Origin of the sequence: Cylindrospermopsis sp. CR12 (assembly GCF_001432185.1) — a bacterium.
GTDB classification, from domain to species: domain Bacteria; phylum Cyanobacteriota; class Cyanobacteriia; order Cyanobacteriales; family Nostocaceae; genus Raphidiopsis; species Raphidiopsis raciborskii.
In genome coordinates this window covers 12,511-32,817 of record NZ_LMVE01000120.1, presented here as the reverse complement: position 1 = coordinate 32,817, position 20,307 = coordinate 12,511, and the positions used below count along the sequence as shown (strand labels likewise).

The 20,307-nt window shown below is 40.0% G+C and carries 19 protein-coding genes and 1 pseudogene; 14 read left to right on the top strand and 6 right to left on the bottom strand.

From position 1 onward, the window contains the following. Positions 1–44: 44 nt before the first annotated feature. The 4 genes from ASL19_RS13625 (at position 45) to ASL19_RS13610 (ending at position 4,290) form a co-directional block, all read left to right on the top strand. Positions 45–332 (top strand): 4a-hydroxytetrahydrobiopterin dehydratase, encoded by a 288-nt coding sequence (locus ASL19_RS13625; RefSeq protein ID WP_057178755.1) that lies wholly within the window; start codon positions 45–47, stop codon positions 330–332. 113 nt (positions 333–445) lie between these two features. After that, positions 446–1,408, top strand: a complete 963-nt coding sequence (nadA, locus tag ASL19_RS13620) for a quinolinate synthase NadA (protein WP_057178754.1) — start codon at positions 446–448, stop codon at positions 1,406–1,408. Between the two features lie 60 nt (positions 1,409–1,468). Next, the gene (locus ASL19_RS13615) at positions 1,469–2,974 is read left to right on the top strand and encodes a phenylacetate--CoA ligase family protein (RefSeq protein ID WP_057178753.1); all 1,506 of its coding nucleotides are present in this window, start codon (positions 1,469–1,471) and stop codon (positions 2,972–2,974) included. An 89-nt stretch (positions 2,975–3,063) separates the two neighbouring features. Next, the gene (locus ASL19_RS13610; RefSeq protein WP_057178752.1) at positions 3,064–4,290 is read left to right on the top strand and encodes a M20 family metallopeptidase; all 1,227 of its coding nucleotides are present in this window, start codon (positions 3,064–3,066) and stop codon (positions 4,288–4,290) included. Here the strand turns inward: ASL19_RS13610 and ASL19_RS13605 are convergent. Beyond that, complete coding sequence (locus ASL19_RS13605; protein ID WP_057178751.1) at positions 4,287–5,999, bottom strand: serine/threonine-protein kinase; 1,713 nt, start codon at positions 5,997–5,999, stop codon at positions 4,287–4,289. The genes ASL19_RS13610 and ASL19_RS13605 overlap by 4 nt on opposite strands. A 201-nt stretch (positions 6,000–6,200) precedes the next feature. On the opposite strand from ASL19_RS13605, the gene ychF reads away from it, so the two are divergent. Continuing rightward, positions 6,201–7,292 (top strand): redox-regulated ATPase YchF, encoded by a 1,092-nt coding sequence (ychF, locus tag ASL19_RS13600; protein WP_057178766.1) that lies wholly within the window; start codon positions 6,201–6,203, stop codon positions 7,290–7,292. A gap of 26 nt (positions 7,293–7,318) precedes the next feature. Here ychF and ASL19_RS13595 read toward each other — a convergent pair whose 3' ends face one another. Continuing rightward, the gene (locus ASL19_RS13595) at positions 7,319–8,494 is read right to left on the bottom strand and encodes a DNA double-strand break repair nuclease NurA (RefSeq protein WP_057178750.1); all 1,176 of its coding nucleotides are present in this window, start codon (positions 8,492–8,494) and stop codon (positions 7,319–7,321) included. A gap of 24 nt (positions 8,495–8,518) precedes the next feature. Beyond that, the gene (locus ASL19_RS13590; protein ID WP_040010123.1) at positions 8,519–9,316 is read right to left on the bottom strand and encodes an HAD family hydrolase; all 798 of its coding nucleotides are present in this window, start codon (positions 9,314–9,316) and stop codon (positions 8,519–8,521) included. A 226-nt stretch (positions 9,317–9,542) separates the two neighbouring features. On the opposite strand from ASL19_RS13590, the gene lipA reads away from it, so the two are divergent. Continuing rightward, a complete protein-coding gene (gene lipA, locus ASL19_RS13585) occupies positions 9,543–10,442 on the top strand; it encodes a lipoyl synthase (RefSeq protein WP_057178749.1) in 900 nt (299 codons plus the stop codon). Positions 10,443–10,457: 15 nt separating this feature from the next. Here the strand turns inward: lipA and ASL19_RS13580 are convergent, their stop codons facing one another. After that, positions 10,458–11,474 carry a sulfate/molybdate ABC transporter ATP-binding protein gene (locus tag ASL19_RS13580; RefSeq protein WP_006278836.1) on the bottom strand — a complete coding sequence of 339 codons (1,017 nt, stop codon included), beginning with the start codon at positions 11,472–11,474 and terminating at the stop codon, positions 10,458–10,460. A gap of 245 nt (positions 11,475–11,719) precedes the next feature. Between ASL19_RS13580 and chlP the strand changes: the two genes are divergently transcribed. Continuing rightward, positions 11,720–12,940, top strand: a complete 1,221-nt coding sequence (chlP, locus tag ASL19_RS13575) for a geranylgeranyl reductase (RefSeq protein ID WP_057178748.1) — start codon at positions 11,720–11,722, stop codon at positions 12,938–12,940. A gap of 47 nt (positions 12,941–12,987) precedes the next feature. Here chlP and cobS read toward each other — a convergent pair whose 3' ends face one another. After that, entirely contained in the window at positions 12,988–13,773 is a 786-nt protein-coding gene (cobS, locus tag ASL19_RS13570; protein WP_057178747.1) for an adenosylcobinamide-GDP ribazoletransferase, read from the bottom strand. A gap of 210 nt (positions 13,774–13,983) precedes the next feature. Here cobS and ASL19_RS13565 point away from each other — a divergent pair, with 210 nt between their 5' ends. Further along, complete coding sequence (locus tag ASL19_RS13565; RefSeq protein ID WP_040010116.1) at positions 13,984–14,436, top strand: hypothetical protein; 453 nt, start codon at positions 13,984–13,986, stop codon at positions 14,434–14,436. An 11-nt stretch (positions 14,437–14,447) separates the two neighbouring features. Further along, the gene (gene tgt, locus ASL19_RS13560; protein ID WP_057178746.1) at positions 14,448–15,569 is read left to right on the top strand and encodes a tRNA guanosine(34) transglycosylase Tgt; all 1,122 of its coding nucleotides are present in this window, start codon (positions 14,448–14,450) and stop codon (positions 15,567–15,569) included. Between the two features lie 21 nt (positions 15,570–15,590). Here the strand turns inward: tgt and pgsA are convergent, their stop codons facing one another. Further along, on the bottom strand, positions 15,591–16,112 hold the full coding sequence (gene pgsA / locus ASL19_RS13555) for a CDP-diacylglycerol--glycerol-3-phosphate 3-phosphatidyltransferase (RefSeq protein ID WP_057178745.1): 522 nt from the start codon (positions 16,110–16,112) through the stop codon (positions 15,591–15,593). 41 nt (positions 16,113–16,153) lie between these two features. Between pgsA and ASL19_RS13550 the strand changes: the two genes are divergently transcribed. From ASL19_RS13550 to ASL19_RS13530, 5 genes and pseudogenes are all read left to right on the top strand, one after another. After that, a complete protein-coding gene (locus ASL19_RS13550) occupies positions 16,154–16,540 on the top strand; it encodes a hypothetical protein (protein WP_006278830.1) in 387 nt (128 codons plus the stop codon). Beyond that, entirely contained in the window at positions 16,531–17,421 is an 891-nt protein-coding gene (ylqF, locus tag ASL19_RS13545; protein WP_006278829.1) for a ribosome biogenesis GTPase YlqF, read from the top strand. Before ASL19_RS13550 ends, ylqF begins: the two co-directional genes overlap by 10 nt. Positions 17,422–17,436: 15 nt before the next feature. After that, the gene (locus tag ASL19_RS13540) at positions 17,437–18,330 is read left to right on the top strand and encodes a M48 family metallopeptidase (RefSeq protein ID WP_057178744.1); all 894 of its coding nucleotides are present in this window, start codon (positions 17,437–17,439) and stop codon (positions 18,328–18,330) included. Positions 18,331–18,546: 216 nt separating this feature from the next. Further along, positions 18,547–19,035, top strand: a pseudogene (locus ASL19_RS13535) (RNA-guided endonuclease InsQ/TnpB family protein); the annotation flags it as partial. Positions 19,036–19,075: 40 nt separating this feature from the next. Further along, positions 19,076–20,221 (top strand): DUF262 domain-containing protein, encoded by a 1,146-nt coding sequence (locus ASL19_RS13530; RefSeq protein ID WP_057178743.1) that lies wholly within the window; start codon positions 19,076–19,078, stop codon positions 20,219–20,221. Positions 20,222–20,307 lie beyond the last annotated feature (86 nt).

The following is a 20,307-nucleotide window of genomic DNA, read 5'->3' as shown; positions in this document are numbered from 1 at the left end:
CGTATAAGCCTTAATTTCTAGTAAATTTATAGTAGATTCACACCATGACAGCACACAAACTTAACGAAATGGAAATAGCCCAAGCTCTTAAAAGTTTGCCCGGATGGCAAGTTCAAGGGGGTAAGTTATCCAAGGAATATCAGTTTAGAGACTTTGCTACTGCTTTGGGTTGGATGGTCAAGGTGGGTGTTTATGCTGACACTCTAGGACACCATCCAGAATGGTTTAATGTTTATAACAAAGTAGTGGTTAATCTCGCTACTCATGATCTCGGTAATGTTATCAGTAATTTAGATGTGGAACTGGCACGAAAAATGGAAGAGAGTTTTTAGTAGGTTAATCCTTCATATTTTAACTGAAAATTTCCCTGACCATTCACCATTTTTGGTAAAAACTACTATAATTAACTAAGTTAATAATTTGTAATCAAAAGTAGTTCCTAATTGTGTTTACAACCACACTAACTCGAACCCAGAGCAAACCACCCTTGGACTTATTTACTGCCATTGAGAATTTAAAAACTGAATTAAATGCAGTAATACTAGCTCACTACTATCAAGAACCAGATATACAGGATATAGCAGATTTTATTGGAGATTCTCTGCAACTAGCGAAAGCAGCAGCAAAAACCAGCGCGGATGTGATTGTATTTGCTGGTGTTCATTTTATGGCGGAAACGGCAAAAATCCTTAATCCTGATAAATTAGTGTTGTTACCAGACTTAAACGCTGGTTGTTCCCTCGCTGACAGTTGTCCTCCGGAAAAGTTTGCAGCATTTAAAGCCGCTCATCCAGATCATATAGTTATCTCCTATATTAACTGCTCCGCTGAAATAAAAGCTATGAGCGATATTATCTGTACCAGTTCCAACGCGGTCAAAATTGTTCAGCAAATACCTAAAGACCAAGGGATAATTTTTGCTCCTGATCGCAATCTGGGAAAATACGTAAGCCAACAAACAGGAAGGGATATGCTTTTATGGCGGGGTAGCTGTATTGTACATGAAACCTTCTCTGAAAAGAAAATAGTTGAGTTAAAAATTGCACATCCTCACGCCCAGGCGATCGCCCATCCAGAATGTGAGAGCAGTGTTTTGCGTCATGCTGATTATATTGGCTCTACTGCTGCGCTCCTCAATTATTGTCAAAAAAGCCCTGCTGTGGAGTTTATAGTTGCTACGGAGCCAGGAATTATCCATCAGATGCAAAAATTAGCACCGGGCAAACACTTTATCCCTGCTCCTGCTGAGAATAACTGTAATTGCAACGAGTGCCCATTTATGAGATTAAACACCTTAGAGAAGCTATATTTAGCCATGAACAACCGGACTCCAGAAATTACCATGTCAGAGAAAATTCGTGTTCAAGCATTAAAACCCATACAAAGGATGTTGGAAATGAGTAATTAAGGAAATTTCAATCATGGAAATCCGCGATCGCATTAAACCGTTCAATATTTACTCTCCTAGATGATTATGAACCTAAAAACGAAAAAAGCTATTGAACAACTAGAAAAATTCGTTTCTACTCCCCTAGAAGAAACACTGAGACAGCATGAAAAGACTACACATCAAGAAATAGCAACTAACCTATTTAAGACCGTAGCCAGCACCGTACCAGCTTATCAATCGTTTTTAGCGACACATAAGATCAACGGGGAAACAATTCAAACTTTGGCGGACTTCCAAAAATTACCGGTGATTTGTAAAGAAAATTATATTTCTGTTTACAGTTTGCCAGAACTATGTGAGGATGGCATGTTAGGAGGCTGTGATATGATCGCGGCCTCCTCTGGCTCAACGGGAAAACCCACATTTTGGCCCCGGTTCTTCACTGATGAATTGCAAATAGCCACCCGGTTTGAGCAGATTTTTCATGACAGTTTTAGTGCGGACAATAAAAGTACCTTAGCAATAGTTTGCTTTACCTTGGGAACATGGGTAGGGGGAATGTTCACAACTAATTGTTGTAGATATTTAGCAACTAAAGGTTATCCCATTACAGTAATCACACCTGGAAATAACAAAACCGAAATATTGCGAGTTGTAGAAGAATTAGGCAGTAATTTTGAACAAGTTGTATTATTGGGATATCCGCCATTTTTAAAAGATGTCATTGATACAGGAATCGCCAATGGGTTGCAGTGGAAACAATATAAAATTAAATTGGTAATGGCGGGGGAAGTATTTAGCGAAGAATGGCGAAGTTTAGTAGGTGAAAGGATAGGAACGGAAAAGTTATGCTATGATTTCGCCTCAATGTATGGAACAGCAGATGCAGGAGTTTTAGGAAACGAAACACCTTTAAGTATTTGTATTAGAAGATTTTTAGCAGCCAACCCAGCAGCAGCAAAAGCATTATTTGGTGAATCTCGGTTACCGACGTTGGTACAGTACGATCCTTGTAGTCGGTTTTTTGAGGTCGAAGATAGTCAACTCATATTTTCCGGTAACAATGGTATTCCCCTAATTAGATATAATATTTTAGATCATGGGGGTTTAATTACTTATGAAGGAATGGTTAAATTTTTAGCTGAGTGGGGTTTTGATCCGGTTGCTGAGTTAGGTAAAAATAGAGGAATACACCAATTACCATTCGTTTATGTTTTTGGACGTTCCAATTTTGCTGTTTCTTATTTTGGTGCAAATATTTATCCTGAAAATGTGAGTGTGGGATTAGAACAACCAATTATTAGAGAATGGGTAACGGGTAAGTTTGTGCTACAAGTAAAAGAAGATCAAGATCAAAATCGCTTTTTATCCGTGGTCGTGGAGTTAGCACCAGGGTTAGAGGGAAGTGAGGAGAAAATTATAGAGATCACTAATTCTATTCTTGCTCAATTGTTACGTTTAAATAGTGAGTTTGCAAATTATGTTCCTAGGGAATATCAAAGACCACAAGTAGAATTAAAAGCTACAGGTGATAGGGAATATTTTCCCACGGGGGTAAAACATAAATATACTCGTAATTTATAATTGGAAATGGTAGAGATTCCCCAGGTATCATTGACCTATACTAAAATTTGTGCTAATATTTTCCCGTACTCCTAATTTTGACTATAACCATGATTTCTACTCTCCCTAATTCTGGTACTCAAAATCTACCTAAGGTACGCTTACAAATCCGTGCACTGTTACCACAACTGATAGAATGGAGACGTAAAATACATCAAAAACCAGAATTAGGGTTTCAAGAAAAACTAACCGCTCAGTTTATTTCTCATCAGTTACAATCCTGGGGAATAGAGCATCAAACCGGTATTGCCCAAACTGGTATTGTGGCTACAATCACAGGAGCAAAATCCGCCACTGGTAAGGTTTTAGCCATTCGTGCTGATATGGACGCATTGCCAGTTCAAGAAGAAAATAAGGTATCCTACTGTTCCCAACGGGATGGAATAATGCACGCCTGTGGACATGATGGACATACTGCGATCGCATTGGGAACAGCATATTACCTACAAAAACACCGTCAAGACTTTAGTGGTCAGGTAAAAATCATCTTTCAACCAGCAGAAGAAGGACCTGGTGGAGCTAAACCAATGATTGATGCGGGAGTATTAAAAAATCCCGATGTGGATGCTATTATTGGTCTCCACTTATGGAATGATCTGTTGGTGGGCACTGTGGGAGTGCGTCCAGGTCCTTTTATGGCGGCGGTGGACTTTTTTAACTGTACAATTTTAGGTAGGGGTGGACATGGAGCTTTACCTCATCAGACCATTGATTCGGTTGTGGTTGGAGCTCAGATTGTGAGTGCTTTACAAACTATTGTAGCTCGGAATGTCAACCCCCTGGATTCAGCAGTGGTGACCATTGGTGAACTTCATGCTGGTACAAGGATGAACGTAATTGCTGATACTGCGAGAATGAGCGGGTCAGTGAGGTATTTTAATGGTCAATTGGCAGAATTTTTCAAGCAGAGAATCACGGAAATTATCCGGGGGATTTGTGAAAGTCATGGAGCTAATTACGAGTTAGAATATACACATCTTTATCCCCCTGTAATCAATGATGGGGGGATGGCACAATTGGTGAGAAAAGTAGCAGAACAAGTGGTAGAAACACCTGGGAATATTATCCCTGAATGTCAAATTATGGGTAGTGAGGATATGTCATTTTTCTTGCAAGAAGTTCCAGGTTGTTATTTCTTTTTAGGTTCTGCTAATCCTGAAAAACAGTTAAACTACCCCCATCACCATCCCCGCTTTGACTTTGATGAAATAGCTTTAGCAATTGGGGTAGAAATCTTTGTGAGATGCGTGGAGAACTTCTTAATACCGCAGAATTAAACCCCATCCTCACTAATAGTTGGCACAATTGTTGGTTCTTCTGTGGGAATAGGTGTGGGAATGGGTGTAGGAATAGGTGTGGTTGTGGGGGTGGGAATAGGATCTTCTAAGGGAGCGGGGGTTAGGGTAGGAACGGGAGTTTCCGTAGGAATAGGGGTAGGGGTAGGAATAATAGTTTCCAGGGGGGTGGGAATGGTAGTTCTGGGAGGAATGGTATTTCTAGGGGGAATAGGAGCTCGTTTAATGGGATTTTCTAAAGCGACAGATAGACTATAGTTACTTTCAGAAACTGTTGTAGACAAAGTAAGTTGGATGGTTAACCTACCCCTACTTGTCAAGACTCTTTCATAGCTGGTCACTTGTTGAGCATCGGTGCTGAGGGGTTGACCGTCAGCAGTAAGAATAGTTAATAAAACGCCACTTTCCTCATTAACTGCTATGGTGAGCTTTTGTCCTGGACTACCTCTAAAACTGTATTCAATTACTTCCCCAAATTTGATTATTCCTTCTTCATTAGCATTATTAGATGAATCCCATGCTAAATTCCGTGGTTCCGTTTTGCTAGGTGTGGGTGTAAATGTGGAATTGGGGGTAGATCTGGGAATTACAGGAGAATCAAAATTCTGGGGTGTGGTGGGGGGAGATAACCTTTGACCACGAAGGTAATTAACTAGGGACCAGGAACTAAATCCCGCCAAAATAACTACAAAACCACCAATGGCGACCATGGCCAAAGTATTGTCTAAAATAGAACTATTAGTATGAGGTGATATTACTGGTTCAGGTGAGTTAGTTGGGGTGGGAGATGGATGACTAATAGCAAGAGTAGGTAAATAGGATAGATTAGGATCCCCAGGGTTTAACGGACTTGAGACTTCTAAATTAGTTAAATCAAGAAGAACTTCCTTAGCAGTTTGATAGCGATCGCCTGGCATACGACTTAACATGCGATTTAACACCTGAGCGAACTTGGGACTAACTTGTACCCAGTGCTGCCATTTCCAAACAAAAGTAGTTTCATCAAATAGATCTGCTGGTTCTTTTCCGGTGAGGAGAACTATAGCTGTAACAGCCAGTGCATACAAATCACTATTAGGATAAGCTTTTCCGGTTTGGACTTGTTCTATGGGGGAATATCCTAGTTTACCTACTGTAGTAGCCTGATGAGTTGAAGAATTTGACAATTTAGTTGCTACTTCTTTAACAACACCAAAATCAATTAACACAGGTTTTTGGTCTGTGCTGCGCAAGATTAAATTATCGGGGGAAATATCCCGGTGAATGATCTTAGCTTTGTGAATATACTCTAAAATCGGTAATAAGGATTGTAATAAATATAGCACTTCTGCTTGAGTAAAACTTTGACCTTGAGTACGACGTTCATTTAAGATAGTATGGTAGGTTTTCCCTCCCACGAAATCCTGTACTAGGAACAACCGTTGGTCTTGGGCAAATTTTTCTCGAAACTTAGGAATTTGGGGGTGATCAATTTGATATAGTATGGATGCTTCCCGATCAAACAATTCTTGAGCTTTTTTACCCTCGTATGAATCTGGTTCTAAAATAACCAATTCCTTGATAGCGCAAAGTTCGTTAAAACGTCCTTGGTCTTCTGCTAGATAGGTTCTACCAAATCCCCCCTGTCCCAAAAGACGAATAATATGGTAGCGATTTTGGAGAATAGTTCCAAGGTTAATGGGTGATGGCATAATCATAGTAGTTGAAATTAAAATTAAAAGCAAAATATTTAGAGGGTTAAATAAAGCATAAACTAGATCACAGGAATATCAAACCTAAAAATGCTTGCTGGGGATATAGTTACAAAAGGAACTCATAAAAGTTCCCAGGAAGCAAAAATCCTCCAGCTTCCAGTTGTGGGAATTTTTACCTTAATTATCTACAAATCTACAATGCTAAAAGCTGGAATAGTTGGACTTCCCAACGTCGGAAAATCAACTCTATTTAACGCTGTAGTCGCTAACGCTAAAGCGGAAGCTGCTAACTTTCCATTTTGCACCATAGAACCGAATGTAGGCGTTGTTGCAGTACCGGATGATCGGTTAAACGTCCTGGCCAAACTGGCCAGCTCTGAACAAATTATACCTGCACGGGTTGAATTTGTGGATATTGCTGGTCTGGTGAAGGGTGCTAGTCAGGGTGAAGGGTTGGGAAATCAATTTTTGTCTCACATCCGGGAAGTGGATGCTATAGTGCATGTGGTCCGTTGTTTTGAAAATGATGATATTATTCACGTTAGTGGTTCGGTGGATCCAGTACGGGATATTGACATTATTAATTTGGAACTAGGTTTGTCAGATCTAGCTCAAATTGAAAGACGCATAGAAAGATCACGCAAGCTGGCAAGGACTAGTAAAGATGCACAATTTGAAATTACGGTTTTAGACAAATTAGTAGCAGCTCTCAACGAAGGTAAATTGGTTCGTCAAGTCAGTTTAACTCCAGAAGAAGCTGGGGTGATTAAAAACCTAGGACTGCTGACTAGTAAACCGATTATCTATGCTGCTAATGTAGCTGAGGATGACTTAGCTACAGGTAATGACTTTGTGGAGAAGGTACGAGCAGTTGCAGCACAGGAAAATGCTCAAGTGGTAATAGTCTCCGCTCAGGTGGAAGCTGAGTTAGTGGAATTACCTGATGCAGATAAGTTTGACTTTTTAGCATCTTTAGGTGTGCAAGAGGGTGGTCTCAAATCTTTGATTCGTGCTACCTATGCTCTTTTAGGTCTACGGACATATTTCACCTCTGGACCCAAGGAGACCCGCGCTTGGACTATTCATGCAGGAATGTCCGCACCTCAAGCAGCGGGTGTCATTCACTCTGATTTTGAGCGGGGATTTATTCGCGCAGAAACCGTTGCTTATGATGATCTGGTTACCTATGGATCTATAAATGCTGCTAAGGAAAAGGGTCTGGTCAGAAGTGAGGGTAAGGAATACATTGTGCAAGAGGGAGATGTGATGTTATTCCGATTTAATGTTTAGATAGGGAGGTGGAAATGGGGACAATGTTAAGCAATACTCCCCCTCTTCCTGGCTTCTTTATAGGAAATACTAACATTTTTAATTCCCGCTTTAATCATCTCCCTTTCTAAAAGGGCGAAGAAGTGATTTTTATCCCCACTTCTAACTACTGCTTGATTATGTGCTTCCGCGATCGCTACTGGATAGCCATACCCCTTTTGTATTTGTGCCAATACTAGTCCCAGAGCTTGATCTATCATCCCAGGGTCATTTACTACCCATGCTGGAAACTCAATTCGGGCGATTTCTGTGCCTACATGCAAGTAACAAAAGTAAATGACTTGATCATCATATAATTGTAGAATCCGGGAATTGCTTCGCCATAATGCGCTCCTTTGACCAGGTTGGAGTTGGGTGGCCCATAATGTGGTGTCTCGCAAACCTTCAAATTTTTTACAGGGAACGTAATCAAGCTGATCTGGACAATAGTTAATACAGTCGGGAACAGGATAGGGACAGTTTAATAAACGCAATAGATTTTTCGCTTCGTTGTTACGAGCTGCACTTAGATATCCAACTATGGGGATTCCTGCTTGACGTAATTTTCCCCAAGCTTCTAAGATAGGTGGTAAAATTTGATCTCTGGCTTCTAGTGGTAGCTGTTCTAAAAACCAATAGATTAGGGAGCCATCTACCATCGCTAGGGAAGGATGCTCGTTTTTTATGCTACAGGCTAGGTCAGAAAGTACCGTAATTTCCGAAGTAGTTCGACAATGACTCATCCATTCTTCGGTTTTTAAACCCCATTGACGAGCAATATATAGGTCTTCTTCTCGGTAAAATATCTCTGGTAAACTGTCTAGCAGGGGATGACGATTTTGTCCATAATATAAAACCACTCTCCCTATATTTAGTAAGTAGCAATAGGCAATTTCATGATGGTTAGGAGCAATTTGAGAACCGTCCGTAGCAATTATAGTATGTACTTTTGGGGGAGTAGAAATTTGAATACAGGTGTCTAAAGGTTCTATGGGTGTAGCATTGGCAAAAGTAATGCGATCGCGCCATTTTTCCTGACGCTTGACTATTTCTTCTTGACACTCGCAAGCCTTTTTTAAATTTTCCTTTGCTAATTCCAACTTACGGTTACTTTCAGCTACTTCAGAGCAAAGGTGCTGGCTTAAACCCTGCATTTGCCCAGCTAGTTTTGTTAAATCTAACATTATTCACATCAAGAGGTGGTGGGATCAGGAACTGGATATTAACCACTTAGAAAAATCTTGCACAAAGCGAGAAAGTGGGAGCAACTGAATGCGCGGGTCATTTTGTCCAGCTTCTCTTTCTGATTGGGTATTATAACCCCAATCTGCTAAAAAAAGCCCCACCTTGTCTAAATCCGATTGTTGTTGAACCAGTTGTAGAGTTTTCAATCTATCTTCCACAAACCATAATCTTGCTGGTTGATGTTCTGTTGCAGGAATTAATTTTCGTAAAATTTCGTATTTAGGAAGTTTTACTTCTTTACCAAAAATTGCCTTTTCTGGTAAATTAACCCCCTCTTGTTCTAACAATTGCTTGACAAAACGTCCCTCTTTAGTGGTAACAATGAATAATTCCACTTCACTATCAATGGTAACCTTTAATCGTTCTATCACTCCTGGATAAAATCTATGTAATCCCAACCACCCGTCTAAATCTGTGGATATCCACTGGTCACGCAAACCATCCAGTTTCTTACCAACTTCCTGAGATGATAAATGGGATGTTTTTAATATCTCTAGGACAATTTTTGGCCAGTCTTGTAGGATCTGATCATCAGAAAAACCATCAATTATAGCTTTAATCAAAATAGGCATTTCCCAACCGGTTTCAATCACAGGACGGAGACGATAAAATCTCAAAGCTAAATCATCCGGTATTATTTCTTCCTGGGATGGACAAAATTGGCAGTAGGTGCGCCACGCCACCTCAAAGTATTCAAGGAGTCCGTCACAAATGACTCCATCAAAGTCCAGGGCTAAAATTGTAGGATGATTTACTGTCATGGTTTGGTTTAAGTAGGGAGGCACAATTATTTGTAGGGGCGATGGCGTAACCGATGGGGGTGTTGAGTTTCATATTAAACCCAACCTACGTTCATCTTATATTTAATTCCACCCACCTACTTAAAGATCAAAAACTGATGATTTCAACTCAAGTGGGTCTGGGGAACAGGAAATAGATTTAAAATAAACATGAACTATTAATCTATTATTATAGAGGATTTTCAATATGAGTAGTGCAGGTTGTAGTCAACCAAAATCAAAAATTATCCCCCTACCCAGTTGGTTACGTCCTCCTCTGGGTAAAGCTAGTGAAATCTCTACCGTACAGCGTATTATTAAACAGCGTCAAATTCATACTATTTGCGAAGAGGGACGCTGTCCTAATCGCGGAGAATGCTACTCTCAAAAAACAGCTACTTTTTTACTCATGGGACCTACCTGCACTAGAGCTTGTGCTTTTTGTCAAGTAGATAAAGGCCATTCACCTATGCCCCTAGATACAGAAGAACCCCAAAAAGTGGCTGAAGCAGTACAATTGTTGGATTTGAAGTATGTTGTACTCACCTCTGTAGCTCGTGATGACCTAGCGGATGCAGGATCAGGACATTTTGTCAAGACTATGCAGGCCATTCGTCTAGTTAATCCAGAAACCCAAATCGAGGTTTTAACACCGGATTTTTGGGGTGGTGCAGGTGTGGGTGAAATAGGTCAAAAGCAAAGAATAGCCACTGTTGTTCACGCTAAACCTGTTTGTTATAATCACAATGTGGAAACAGTACGCAGTTTAACAGGGTCCGTGCGTCGGGGCGCTAAATATGACCGTTCTCTAAATGTATTAGCAACGGTTAAAGAAATTGATGCTGCTGTCCCTACTAAGTCGGGTTTAATGTTGGGCCATGGAGAAACCCAAGAGGAAATAGTTGAAACTATGCTAGACCTACGAGCTGTAGGATGTGATAGAATCACCCTGGGTCAGTATATGCGTCCTTCCTGGGAACATTTACCAGTCCAAAAGTATTGGACTCCAGCAGAATTTGCACAATTGGGTCAGTTAGCAACAAGTATGGGGTTTAGCCATGTGCGATCTGGTCCCCTAGTACGTAGTTCCTATCATGCTGGAGAATAAACACCCTAAAATACGTCAAATTGAATAATAGAGAGGAAAAGATTTGGCATCCTTGGGTTTTACATATACTCGTTCTTTTGGTTCCAAACTTAATTCATCAAATCGTTCACGACTTAAATAGGCAGTAAAAGTTTGTCCATCATCTAAAGTCAATTCCACTTGCACTTCCCAACCCAGGTGAATGATACGGTGAACTATCGCAGTTGTATTGGTTCCATTACCAGCTTTTTCTATAATCACATCTTGGGGACGTAAAAACACTTCTGGGTTAGGTGAGTCAAAACCACTACCTTGAAATATTTGAGCAGAGCTGGGCAAAACGTTGACAGGACCAATAAAACTCATAACAAAAGCGGATGCGGGATGATCATAAATTTCTGCGGGGGTTCCCATTTGTTCCAGTCTACCCTGATTGATGATCACAATTTTATTAGCAACTTCCATAGCTTCTTCTTGGTCGTGGGTGACAAAAACAGTGGTAACACTAACTTCTTCATGGAGACGACGCAACCAAGCACGTAGGTCTTTACGCACTTTAGCATCCAGGGCTCCAAATGGTTCATCTAGCAGTAGCACTTTAGGTTCTACCGCTAATGCTCTTGCTAAAGCTACTCTTTGTCTTTGTCCACCAGAAAGTTGGGAGGGATAACGCTCTCCTAATCCACTCAATTGAACTAGATCTAGTAATTGCTCTACCCTACCCTGAATTTTCTTTTTTGCCAACTTGCGGATTTCTAACCCAAATGCTATATTTTGCCTGACAGTTAAATGTTTAAATAGTGCATAGTGCTGAAAGACAAAGCCAATGTTTCTTTCCTGCACACTCTGATAAGTAGCATCTTTACCTGTTAAAAAGATTTTACCCTGGTCCGGTGTTTCCAGTCCTGCTATTAGTCGCAATAATGTGGACTTGCCAGACCCAGAGGGTCCAAGTAAAGCTACTAGTGATCCGCTGGCAATTTCTAAGCTTACATCCTCAACAGCATGAAAACTCCCAAAGTATTTAGACACGTTCTCTACTACTATACCCATTAGCTTGATACCTCTCTTACTAATCTACGGTTTGCAACTAGGATTAATGTAATTTTATTTATATCACATATCCATATCACAATTTCTCAATTTTACTGGTCAATTTTGCTGGGAGTGGGGGTAGGTATTTATGACGAAGTATGAAGGAATGTTGCAATTATGTGAAAACCTAGGAGCGAAAAGGTCGAACCCAGGAAGGTGTGTGCTAGGATTCTCTGGTAAATTGAAGGATTAGGAGTAAACCTTTGACATTACGAGTTGCTGTTGTGGGTTCTGGCCCAGCTGGTTCATCTGCTGCTGAAACTTTAGCTAAAGCAGGGATTGAAACTTATTTATTTGAGCGTAAGTTGGATAATGCTAAACCTTGTGGTGGTGCTATCCCCCTTTGTATGGTTAGTGAGTTTGATCTACCAGCGGACATTATTGACCGTCGGGTACGGAATATGAAGATGATCTCCCCCTCTAACCGGGAGGTTGATATCAATCTGATCAACCAAGAAGAATATATAGGAATGTGTCGCAGAGAGGTCCTAGATGGTTTTTTAAGAAACCGGGCCGCTAAATTGGGTGCTAACTTAATTAATGCCACTGTGCATAAATTAGATATACCTAATAATAATTCTGACCCCTATACAATTCATTATGTTGATCACAATGAGGGTGGATCTGTTGGCGTGGCCAAAACTCTCAAGGTGGATTTAATTATTGGTGCAGATGGTGCCAACTCCCGTATTGCCAAAGAAATGGATGCTGGGGACTATAATTATGCGATCGCCTTTCAGGAGAGAATTCGTCTTCCTGAAGATAAAATGGCATACTATAACAACCTAGCGGAGATGTATGTAGGAGATGATGTTTCCACAGATTTTTACGCTTGGATCTTTCCCAAGTATGACCACGTAGCTGTGGGTACTGGAACCATGCATGTGAATAAAGCCAGTATTAAACAGTTACAGGCTGGTATTCGCGCCCGTGCAGCGGAAAAATTGGCTGGAGGTACAATCATTAAGGTAGAAGCCCATCCCATACCGGAACATCCCCGTCCACGTCGGGTAGTAGGTCGAATTGCTTTAGTAGGTGATGCTGCTGGTTACGTCACCAAATCCTCGGGCGAAGGTATTTACTTTGCTGCTAAATCTGGAAGAATGTGTGCGGAGACTATTGTAGAAATATCCAATAGTGGAGCGCGCATTCCTAGTGAAAGGGAATTAAAACTTTATATTAAGCGTTGGGATAAAAAATACGGACTTACCTATAAAGTATTGGACCTGTTACAAACCGTGTTCTACCGCTCAGATGCTACCAGAGAAGCATTTGTAGAAATGTGTGATGACATGGATGTTCAAAAGCTGACTTTTGACAGCTATTTATATAAAACCGTAGTTCCAGCTAATCCAATCACCCAGTTAAAAATTACGGCTAAGACCATTGGCAGTTTATTACGTGGTAATGCACTTGCACCATAGTATATGTGGTTTAGGGTTGGGGAATGTCTAATAATCCCCTACCTTACCTATGTTAAACTACTCATGCAGCATAGGAAGAGAGCTTCAGTCCATTCAACCACTGCACCATAGGTGTCCCCGGTATGTCCACCCAGTTTATGGTTAAACCATGCGGGAACAATAAAGGAGATAATATTGCCAATAATTAGGGTAAATAGAACCAAAACAAAGTTACCTTGGTTAAAAGCCAAAGTGAGCAAGTTAAAACCCAAAAGCAAAACCCAACTAGGCAATAAATCCATCTGATGACGAATGGCCTGTTTATGAAATGCTCCCTTACCAGTAGATTTCAGATAGGGATATTGGAAAATAGCCAATTGCTGTCCCCATCTTCCCCAACCACAAGCAACCATTAGAAGAAAAAAGCGATTTTGGGAAATATCCGTCAAAGCAGCCATTTTCATCAGTAAAATAGCCAGAGCTGCCATGACACCAAAAGCACCCGTAGCACTATCGGTCATGACTTCTAATCTTCTTTGGGGATCAGTCACTGCTAAACCATCAGCAGTATCCATAGCACCATCTAGATGTAGACCTCCTGTGATCCCTATCCAAATAATGACTATCAAAACACTTTGTGTTAATGCTGATATTCCTAAATAATCAAACAGCATATCCAAAAGACCCAAAATAGCACCAATTAGCAAACCTATAGCAGGAGCAAAAAGGGCTACCCTTTGGAATTTCAGGCCTGGAAGATGGGGGAGTGGGATGGAAGTGTAAAACAAAACAGATGCAATCACACATAAAAATTGTCGCTGACAAAGTTGCCAAACTTGCTCAAGAATTGCCATTTTAAAAAGAAATCTTTAGATAAGGCATTAAAACTTAACAAAAAACAGGGGAGAGAATCAAGAGATATAGATGGACGATTAGCATATAAAGTTGATATTTTGGAGGTATAGGTTGTTGTCTGGTAAAAAGGTCAGACATGCAACCAAAGAATCACATTTTGTGTGATTGCCAATTGCTAATTCTTACCCTTCCTCAATCCCTATTTCCCTATGAATAATCATCTACCCGAAATCCGGACACCCGCCCCTTGTATTGTAAACAACGGGATTATTGTGAATAAACTCGATATTCACAAACTTTTAAGCGATTTAGGTCGAGTTCATTACATCTACACCCAAGGAGATAAATTACTCAGTGAGGGTGATGGAGATGTTATGGAGGTATTTGCCCACTCCCAAAGATCCACATTAGTTGCCAATAACACGCTATATCTCAACATATATAGTTTTGACTATTTGGAATTGAAGCAGTCCGATGCACAAGAAACCTACCTTGACCTAATTCAGGAAGAATATTGTCTACGTCTGATTCCTTTATTCATCCCTCCAGAAGAAAGGTGTGATGACCAGTTCAATAACGGGGTGATAGAAGCTATGATGGACCAAGTGCTTTCGACCAGATGGGATGTGGAAATCGATGATGATTGTTCTGATTGTTTGTAACCCCAATATTCATGTCTAATTTTTCTTTTCAACTGGTGGTTAACTGTAGTCAAACCCAAGCTCGAGCAGGGGTGTTTTCTACCCCCCATGGGATTGTGGAAACTCCCAGATTTATGCCCGTGGGAACATTGGCTAATGTTAAAACTGTTACCCCGGCTCAATTGGCAGATACGGGAGCGCAAATGATTTTATCTAATACCTATCATTTGCACTTGCAACCGGGAGAGAAAATAGTTGCTGGTGGTGGTGGACTGCATAAATTCATGGCCTGGGATGGTCCCATGCTAACTGATTCCGGTGGATTTCAGGTATTTAGTCTCAGTGAAATGCGGAAAATTACTGAGGAAGGAGTAGTATTTCGTTCGCCTCATGATGGACAAATGATCAAGTTAACCCCCGAAAAATCCATAGAAATTCAAAATATTTTGGGGGCGGATGTAATTATGGCATTTGATGAATGTCCCCCCTATCCCGCTACTTATCAGGAAGTCACCGCAGCTACGGATAGAACCTATCGGTGGTTAGAACGTTGTATTAAGTCACACCAACGTTTAGACCAGGCATTATTTCCTATTGTACAAGGAGGAGTTTATTTAGACCTGCGCACCCGTGCAGCAACAGATTTAGCCAAGTTAGATATGCCAGGATATGCTATTGGTGGTGTGAGTGTAGGTGAACCACCAGAATTAATGGCCCAGATAGTTAGGACTACAGCTCCCCTATTACCCAGGAACAAACCCAGATATTTGATGGGTGTGGGTACCTATCGGGAAATGGTGATTGCCATTGCAGCAGGTGTGGATCTATTTGACTGTGTTATTCCTACTAGATGGGCGCGACATGGCACTGCTATGGTTCAAGGGGAAAGATGGAACCTGAAAAATGCCAAGTTTAGAGAGGACTTTGCACCCATAGATGAGACTTGTCACTGCTACGCCTGTTCTAATTTCAGTCGTGCCTATGTGTCTCACTTAGTCCGTTCCCAGGAAATTCTGGCATACACTTTACTAAGTATTCATAATATTACCGAATTAATTCGCTTTACTCAAGCAATTCGAGAATCTATTTTACAGAATCGCTTTTTAACGGACTTTGGTCATTGGATGAACGATCCCGAAAAGGATCTGGAATAGGAAGTTGCGCCTCAAAAATATTCAGTTTCCATCCTTGGGTGTTAACACTGGTAACAAATAAATTAGTCCAGAAATCACCGTTAAAAGTACAGATAGCCAGAAGGCAGATTTAGCATAGATTTGCCAAGTTATGGGTAATGGTGCAATCAGTAGAGCTATGGATAGAATTTGGGTGATGGTTTTTAATTTTCCCCAAATATTAGCTCCGCTAATTGTGGTTTGATTAACTCGCCAACCTGCTATAGCTAATTCTCTTGCTAAGATGATGAATACTCCCCAACCGGGAATTTTACCCAGTTCTACAAATACCAAGAACGGTGCTAGAACTAATAACTTATCCACCAATGGATCTAGGAATTTGCCCAAATCCGTAACTTGGTTCAGTTTTCTGGCCAAATACCCATCTAACCAATCTGTTAGTGCTGCTATTAAAAATATAATTAAGCATATCCATCTAGCACCCTGGGTGGGAATATATAGCCCATACAGTAAAAATGGTATGCCCAATAGTCTAGACAAGGTAATAGTATTTGGCAAGTTCATCCAGTTCATATATAGTAGAAAAACGACAACATTCAACATAGATGAAATATAACTATATACTAGTAACGATAGGTACGGTAAATTTTGATCAGTTAGTCAACTTTTATATGCAGTTACTAGAAAGCCCACCAACCAAATTTATACCTAGTGTTTATGTTGAGTGGCAAGTTGACCATCTGAGATTAGGTATTTTCAGACCACAAAAAGATCATGAATCAGAATTTGTAGTTCATGGCAAAAATCCGCTAAGTTTATGTATAGAGGTGAGCAACCTAGAAAATGCCATTTCTGATCTGAAATCTCTAGGTTATCCTCCCACGGGAGAGATTTCCATAACTTCCCATGGTCAGGAGATTTATGCCCAGGATCCAGATGGTAATCGTTTAATTTTGTACAGCAGTAGCAATATTGATAAACAATGTCCATAACACAAAACTACAAATTAAATATCATCCAATGGTATCCTGGTCATATTGCTAAGGCGGAAAAAAATCTTAAAGAGCAATTAAAAAGGGTAGACGTGATATTAGAAGTTAGGGATGCACGTATTCCCCTATCTACACACCATCCCCAAGTTAAAGAATGGATAGGTAATAAATCACGGGTACTAGTGATTAACCGACTAGACATGATTTTGCCCCAAGTGAAATCAATATGGTCAGAATGGCTTAAAAAACAAGGAGAAGTGCCCTATTTTGCCAATGCTCAACAAGGTCAAGGAATTACAGCCATAGCTAAAGCAGCACAAATAGCAGGAACAGAACTGAATGAAAGGAGAAAACAAAGGGGGATGTTACCTCGTCCCGTGCGTGCAGTAGTGATTGGTTTTCCCAATGTGGGAAAATCCGCACTGATTAATCGGTTGTTAGGGAAAAGAGTTGTGGAAAGTGCTGCTCGTCCGGGTGTCACCCGTCAATTGCGCTGGGTGAAAATTTCTGAACATTTAGAGTTGTTAGACGCACCGGGAATTATTCCTTCTCGATTAGAAGATCAACAAGCAGCAGTGAAATTAGCCATCTGTGATGATATTGGAGAAGCATCCTACGATAATCAATTAATAGCAGCTGCTTTTGTGGATATGGTCAATCAGTTTCAAGAAACTTCCCCCCATCTATTACCACCCCATCCACTACTTTCTCGCTATGGTGTTGATTCTATTATTCATACAGGAGAAGCATATTTAGAGGTGTTAGCAGCAAGTCGTTATCAAGGAGATGTGGAACGTACTGCTAGGACTATCATTAGTGATTTTCGCAAGGGACTTCTGGGTGCTATAGTTTTAGAAGTACCTAAAATTAATAATAGTTAATTTTCTTTTCTATCTATGTCTTTAGTTAAAACACCAGTACAAGCAATAGCAAAAAAACCACTTATTGGTTTAAAAGCAGACTCTTTCCGTCACCCTTTAGACTTGGAAGCAACAAAAACTCTTCGGCAAATTCCAGGAATAGATATTATGGTCAGAAATTTGCTTGGCCCAGTTGCTGAACAGGTATTTTATGCAGAAAATATAGCCTCCAGTATTTTGGTGAGCGAAAAACAACTACCTGATTTACATTATCTATTAATAGATGCTTGTAAGAATTTGGATATTGAGCTACCACAATTATATATCCGTCAGCATCCTAGTCCCAATGCTTATACTTTTGCCATGCGGGGTAAAAAACCTTTTATAGTATTACACACTTCCCTGGTTGATATGCTCACACCAGAGGAAATACAAGCCGTAATTGGTCACGAACTCGGACACCTTAAATGTGACCACAGTGTTTATCTAACACCAGCTAACCTGTTAATATTAGCCACTTCTATTTTACCCAACATTGGCGTTGTTTTAGCTCAGTCACTACAAAACCAGTTATTAGAATGGGTGCGCTGTGCTGAATTCACTTGCGATCGCGCTGCATTATTAGCGACTCAAAATCCGAAAGTGGTAATGTCAGTATTAATGAAACTAGCTGGTGGTTCACCAACCCTAGCACCCCGATTAAATCTGGATGCTTTTGTTGCCCAAGCTCGTGCTTATGATGCAATAAGCAAAACTGAATTGGGTATGATGGTTAAAGATGCTCACACAGCTCAGTTAAGTCATCCTGTACCTGTTCTGCGGGCCAGGGAAATTGATCGATGGTCTAGCAGTGTTGAGTACCATAATCTCCTGGGAAATAAGGGTTTGGAAAATCGAGATCAAACCCAGGGTGGGTGGAGAAATTGGTAAATTGGAATTCTTTTTACCTAAAATGTCGGCTTGAAGGCTCTCGGTTTTACCGATGAGATGATACAATTATAATGTAACACATTGAGAGGTCGGTTCAATGCGAGTCATAGAGTTTAAAATCAAAGCGACACAAAGGCAACAAGTAGCTATCCTGGAAGCTATTAGAACAGGGCAGTTTATTCGGAATAAATGCCTTAGACTTTAAAGAAAAAGGGGAGCAACAAGCGTCAAAAACAAAAGTCAAAAGTAGCCCGTCTTCATTTAAAAGTCTCCAGACAACGTAAAGATTTTGTTGTAAAGACAGCAAAAGCGTTAATCCAATCTAACGATTTGGTAGTTTATGAAGACTTGAAGGTTTTTAATATGGTGAAAAATAGAAAACTTGCTAAGTCTATTAATGACGCAAGTTGGTCAATGTTCACCGATTGGTTAGACTACTTTGGGAAAATACACGGGAAGTTTGTAATAGCGGTAAACCCACAATATACTAGCCAGCAATGTTCTATTTGTGGCAATATTGTTAAGAAAACGTTGTCTGTAAGAACACATATTTGTTCTTGTGGTTGTGTTTTGGATAGGGATGAAAACGCCGCTAAAAACATACTTCAAAAAGCAAATACTGTCGGGCGGACAGAAATTCAAGCCCTCGGACAGACTACCCACTGTCTATTAGGTGAAAGCCTCCTAGATAAGGTAACTGGATGAACAGGGAATCCCTCGCTTTTAGCGATAGGAGCGTCAATTTATGACAATTACTAAGGGTATTAACACTCAACAAATGGAACTGCCAATTAGGGAGATATATGATGACAGTGATGAAGATGTTGAAGAGGATGAGATTGAAAACCTAGAACCGTTTGATCCTACAAAAATTAGGATCAAGACTAAGATGATGTCAATAGATATATTGCTAAAAAGAATTCAGCATGACGAAATTGATTTAGCCCCTGATTTTCAACGTCATGCCGACATTTGGAATGACAAAAATAAGAGTCGTTTAATTGAATCTGTTTTAATTGGGATTCCACTTCCAGCATTTTATGTGGATGCAACTACTGATGATAAGTGGTTAGTGATAGATGGTATTCAAAGAATTAATACATTTAAAAAATTCATTCTTGACCAGGAACTGAGATTAACTGATTTACAATTTCTGAGGGATTTAGAACACAAAAAATATGATGAATTGTCTCGTCATCACCAAAGAAGGATAGAAGAAACAGAGTTAATAGTCTGCTTAGTTGAGTCCGGAACTCCCCCGGAAGTAAAATATAATATTTTTCAAAGAATTAATACTGGTGGTGTATCACTGAATAACCAGGAGCTGCGTCAAGCTATGTACCCTGGAAAGTCCTTGAGGATTCTGAAGGAGTTTTCAGAATTAGCAGAGTTTAAGAAGTTGATAAACATCAGTGAAAAAAGAAGGAAAAGAATGGACGATCATGAATATATTATAGGTTTTATTGCATTTTGGTTGATAGATTATCATGATTATACTCAAGGAAGAAATGAGTTTTTAAATAGTGCCATGTCGAAGTTAAATAATTTAGAGGATACTAGGCTCAAGGATATGAAACGAGACTTCATTAAATCCATGAGAGCAGCAGATAGCATTTTTAGCAGTAACGCTTTCCGTAAACCTCCCAAAAATGGCAAAACAAGGTTCCCTGTTAATAAATCTCTGTTTGAAGCATGGTCAGTTATTTTGAGTAGGTTAACACCGGGGCAAATTGATAAATTGATAAATTATAAAGACTTGTTAAATAAAACATTTATGAAAAAAATTGAAACAGATGCCAACTTTGAGAAATCCATTTCTCAAGCCAGTGATCAGGTTATATATAGGTTTGAGCAAATTAACCAAATAGTTCGGGAGATTTTATCATGTTAAATAGCTTAAACTTAGAAAATTTTAAGCCATTTGAAAATCAATCTTTTGTCCTGAGACCACTAACATTTTGTGTGATACCAGCAGAT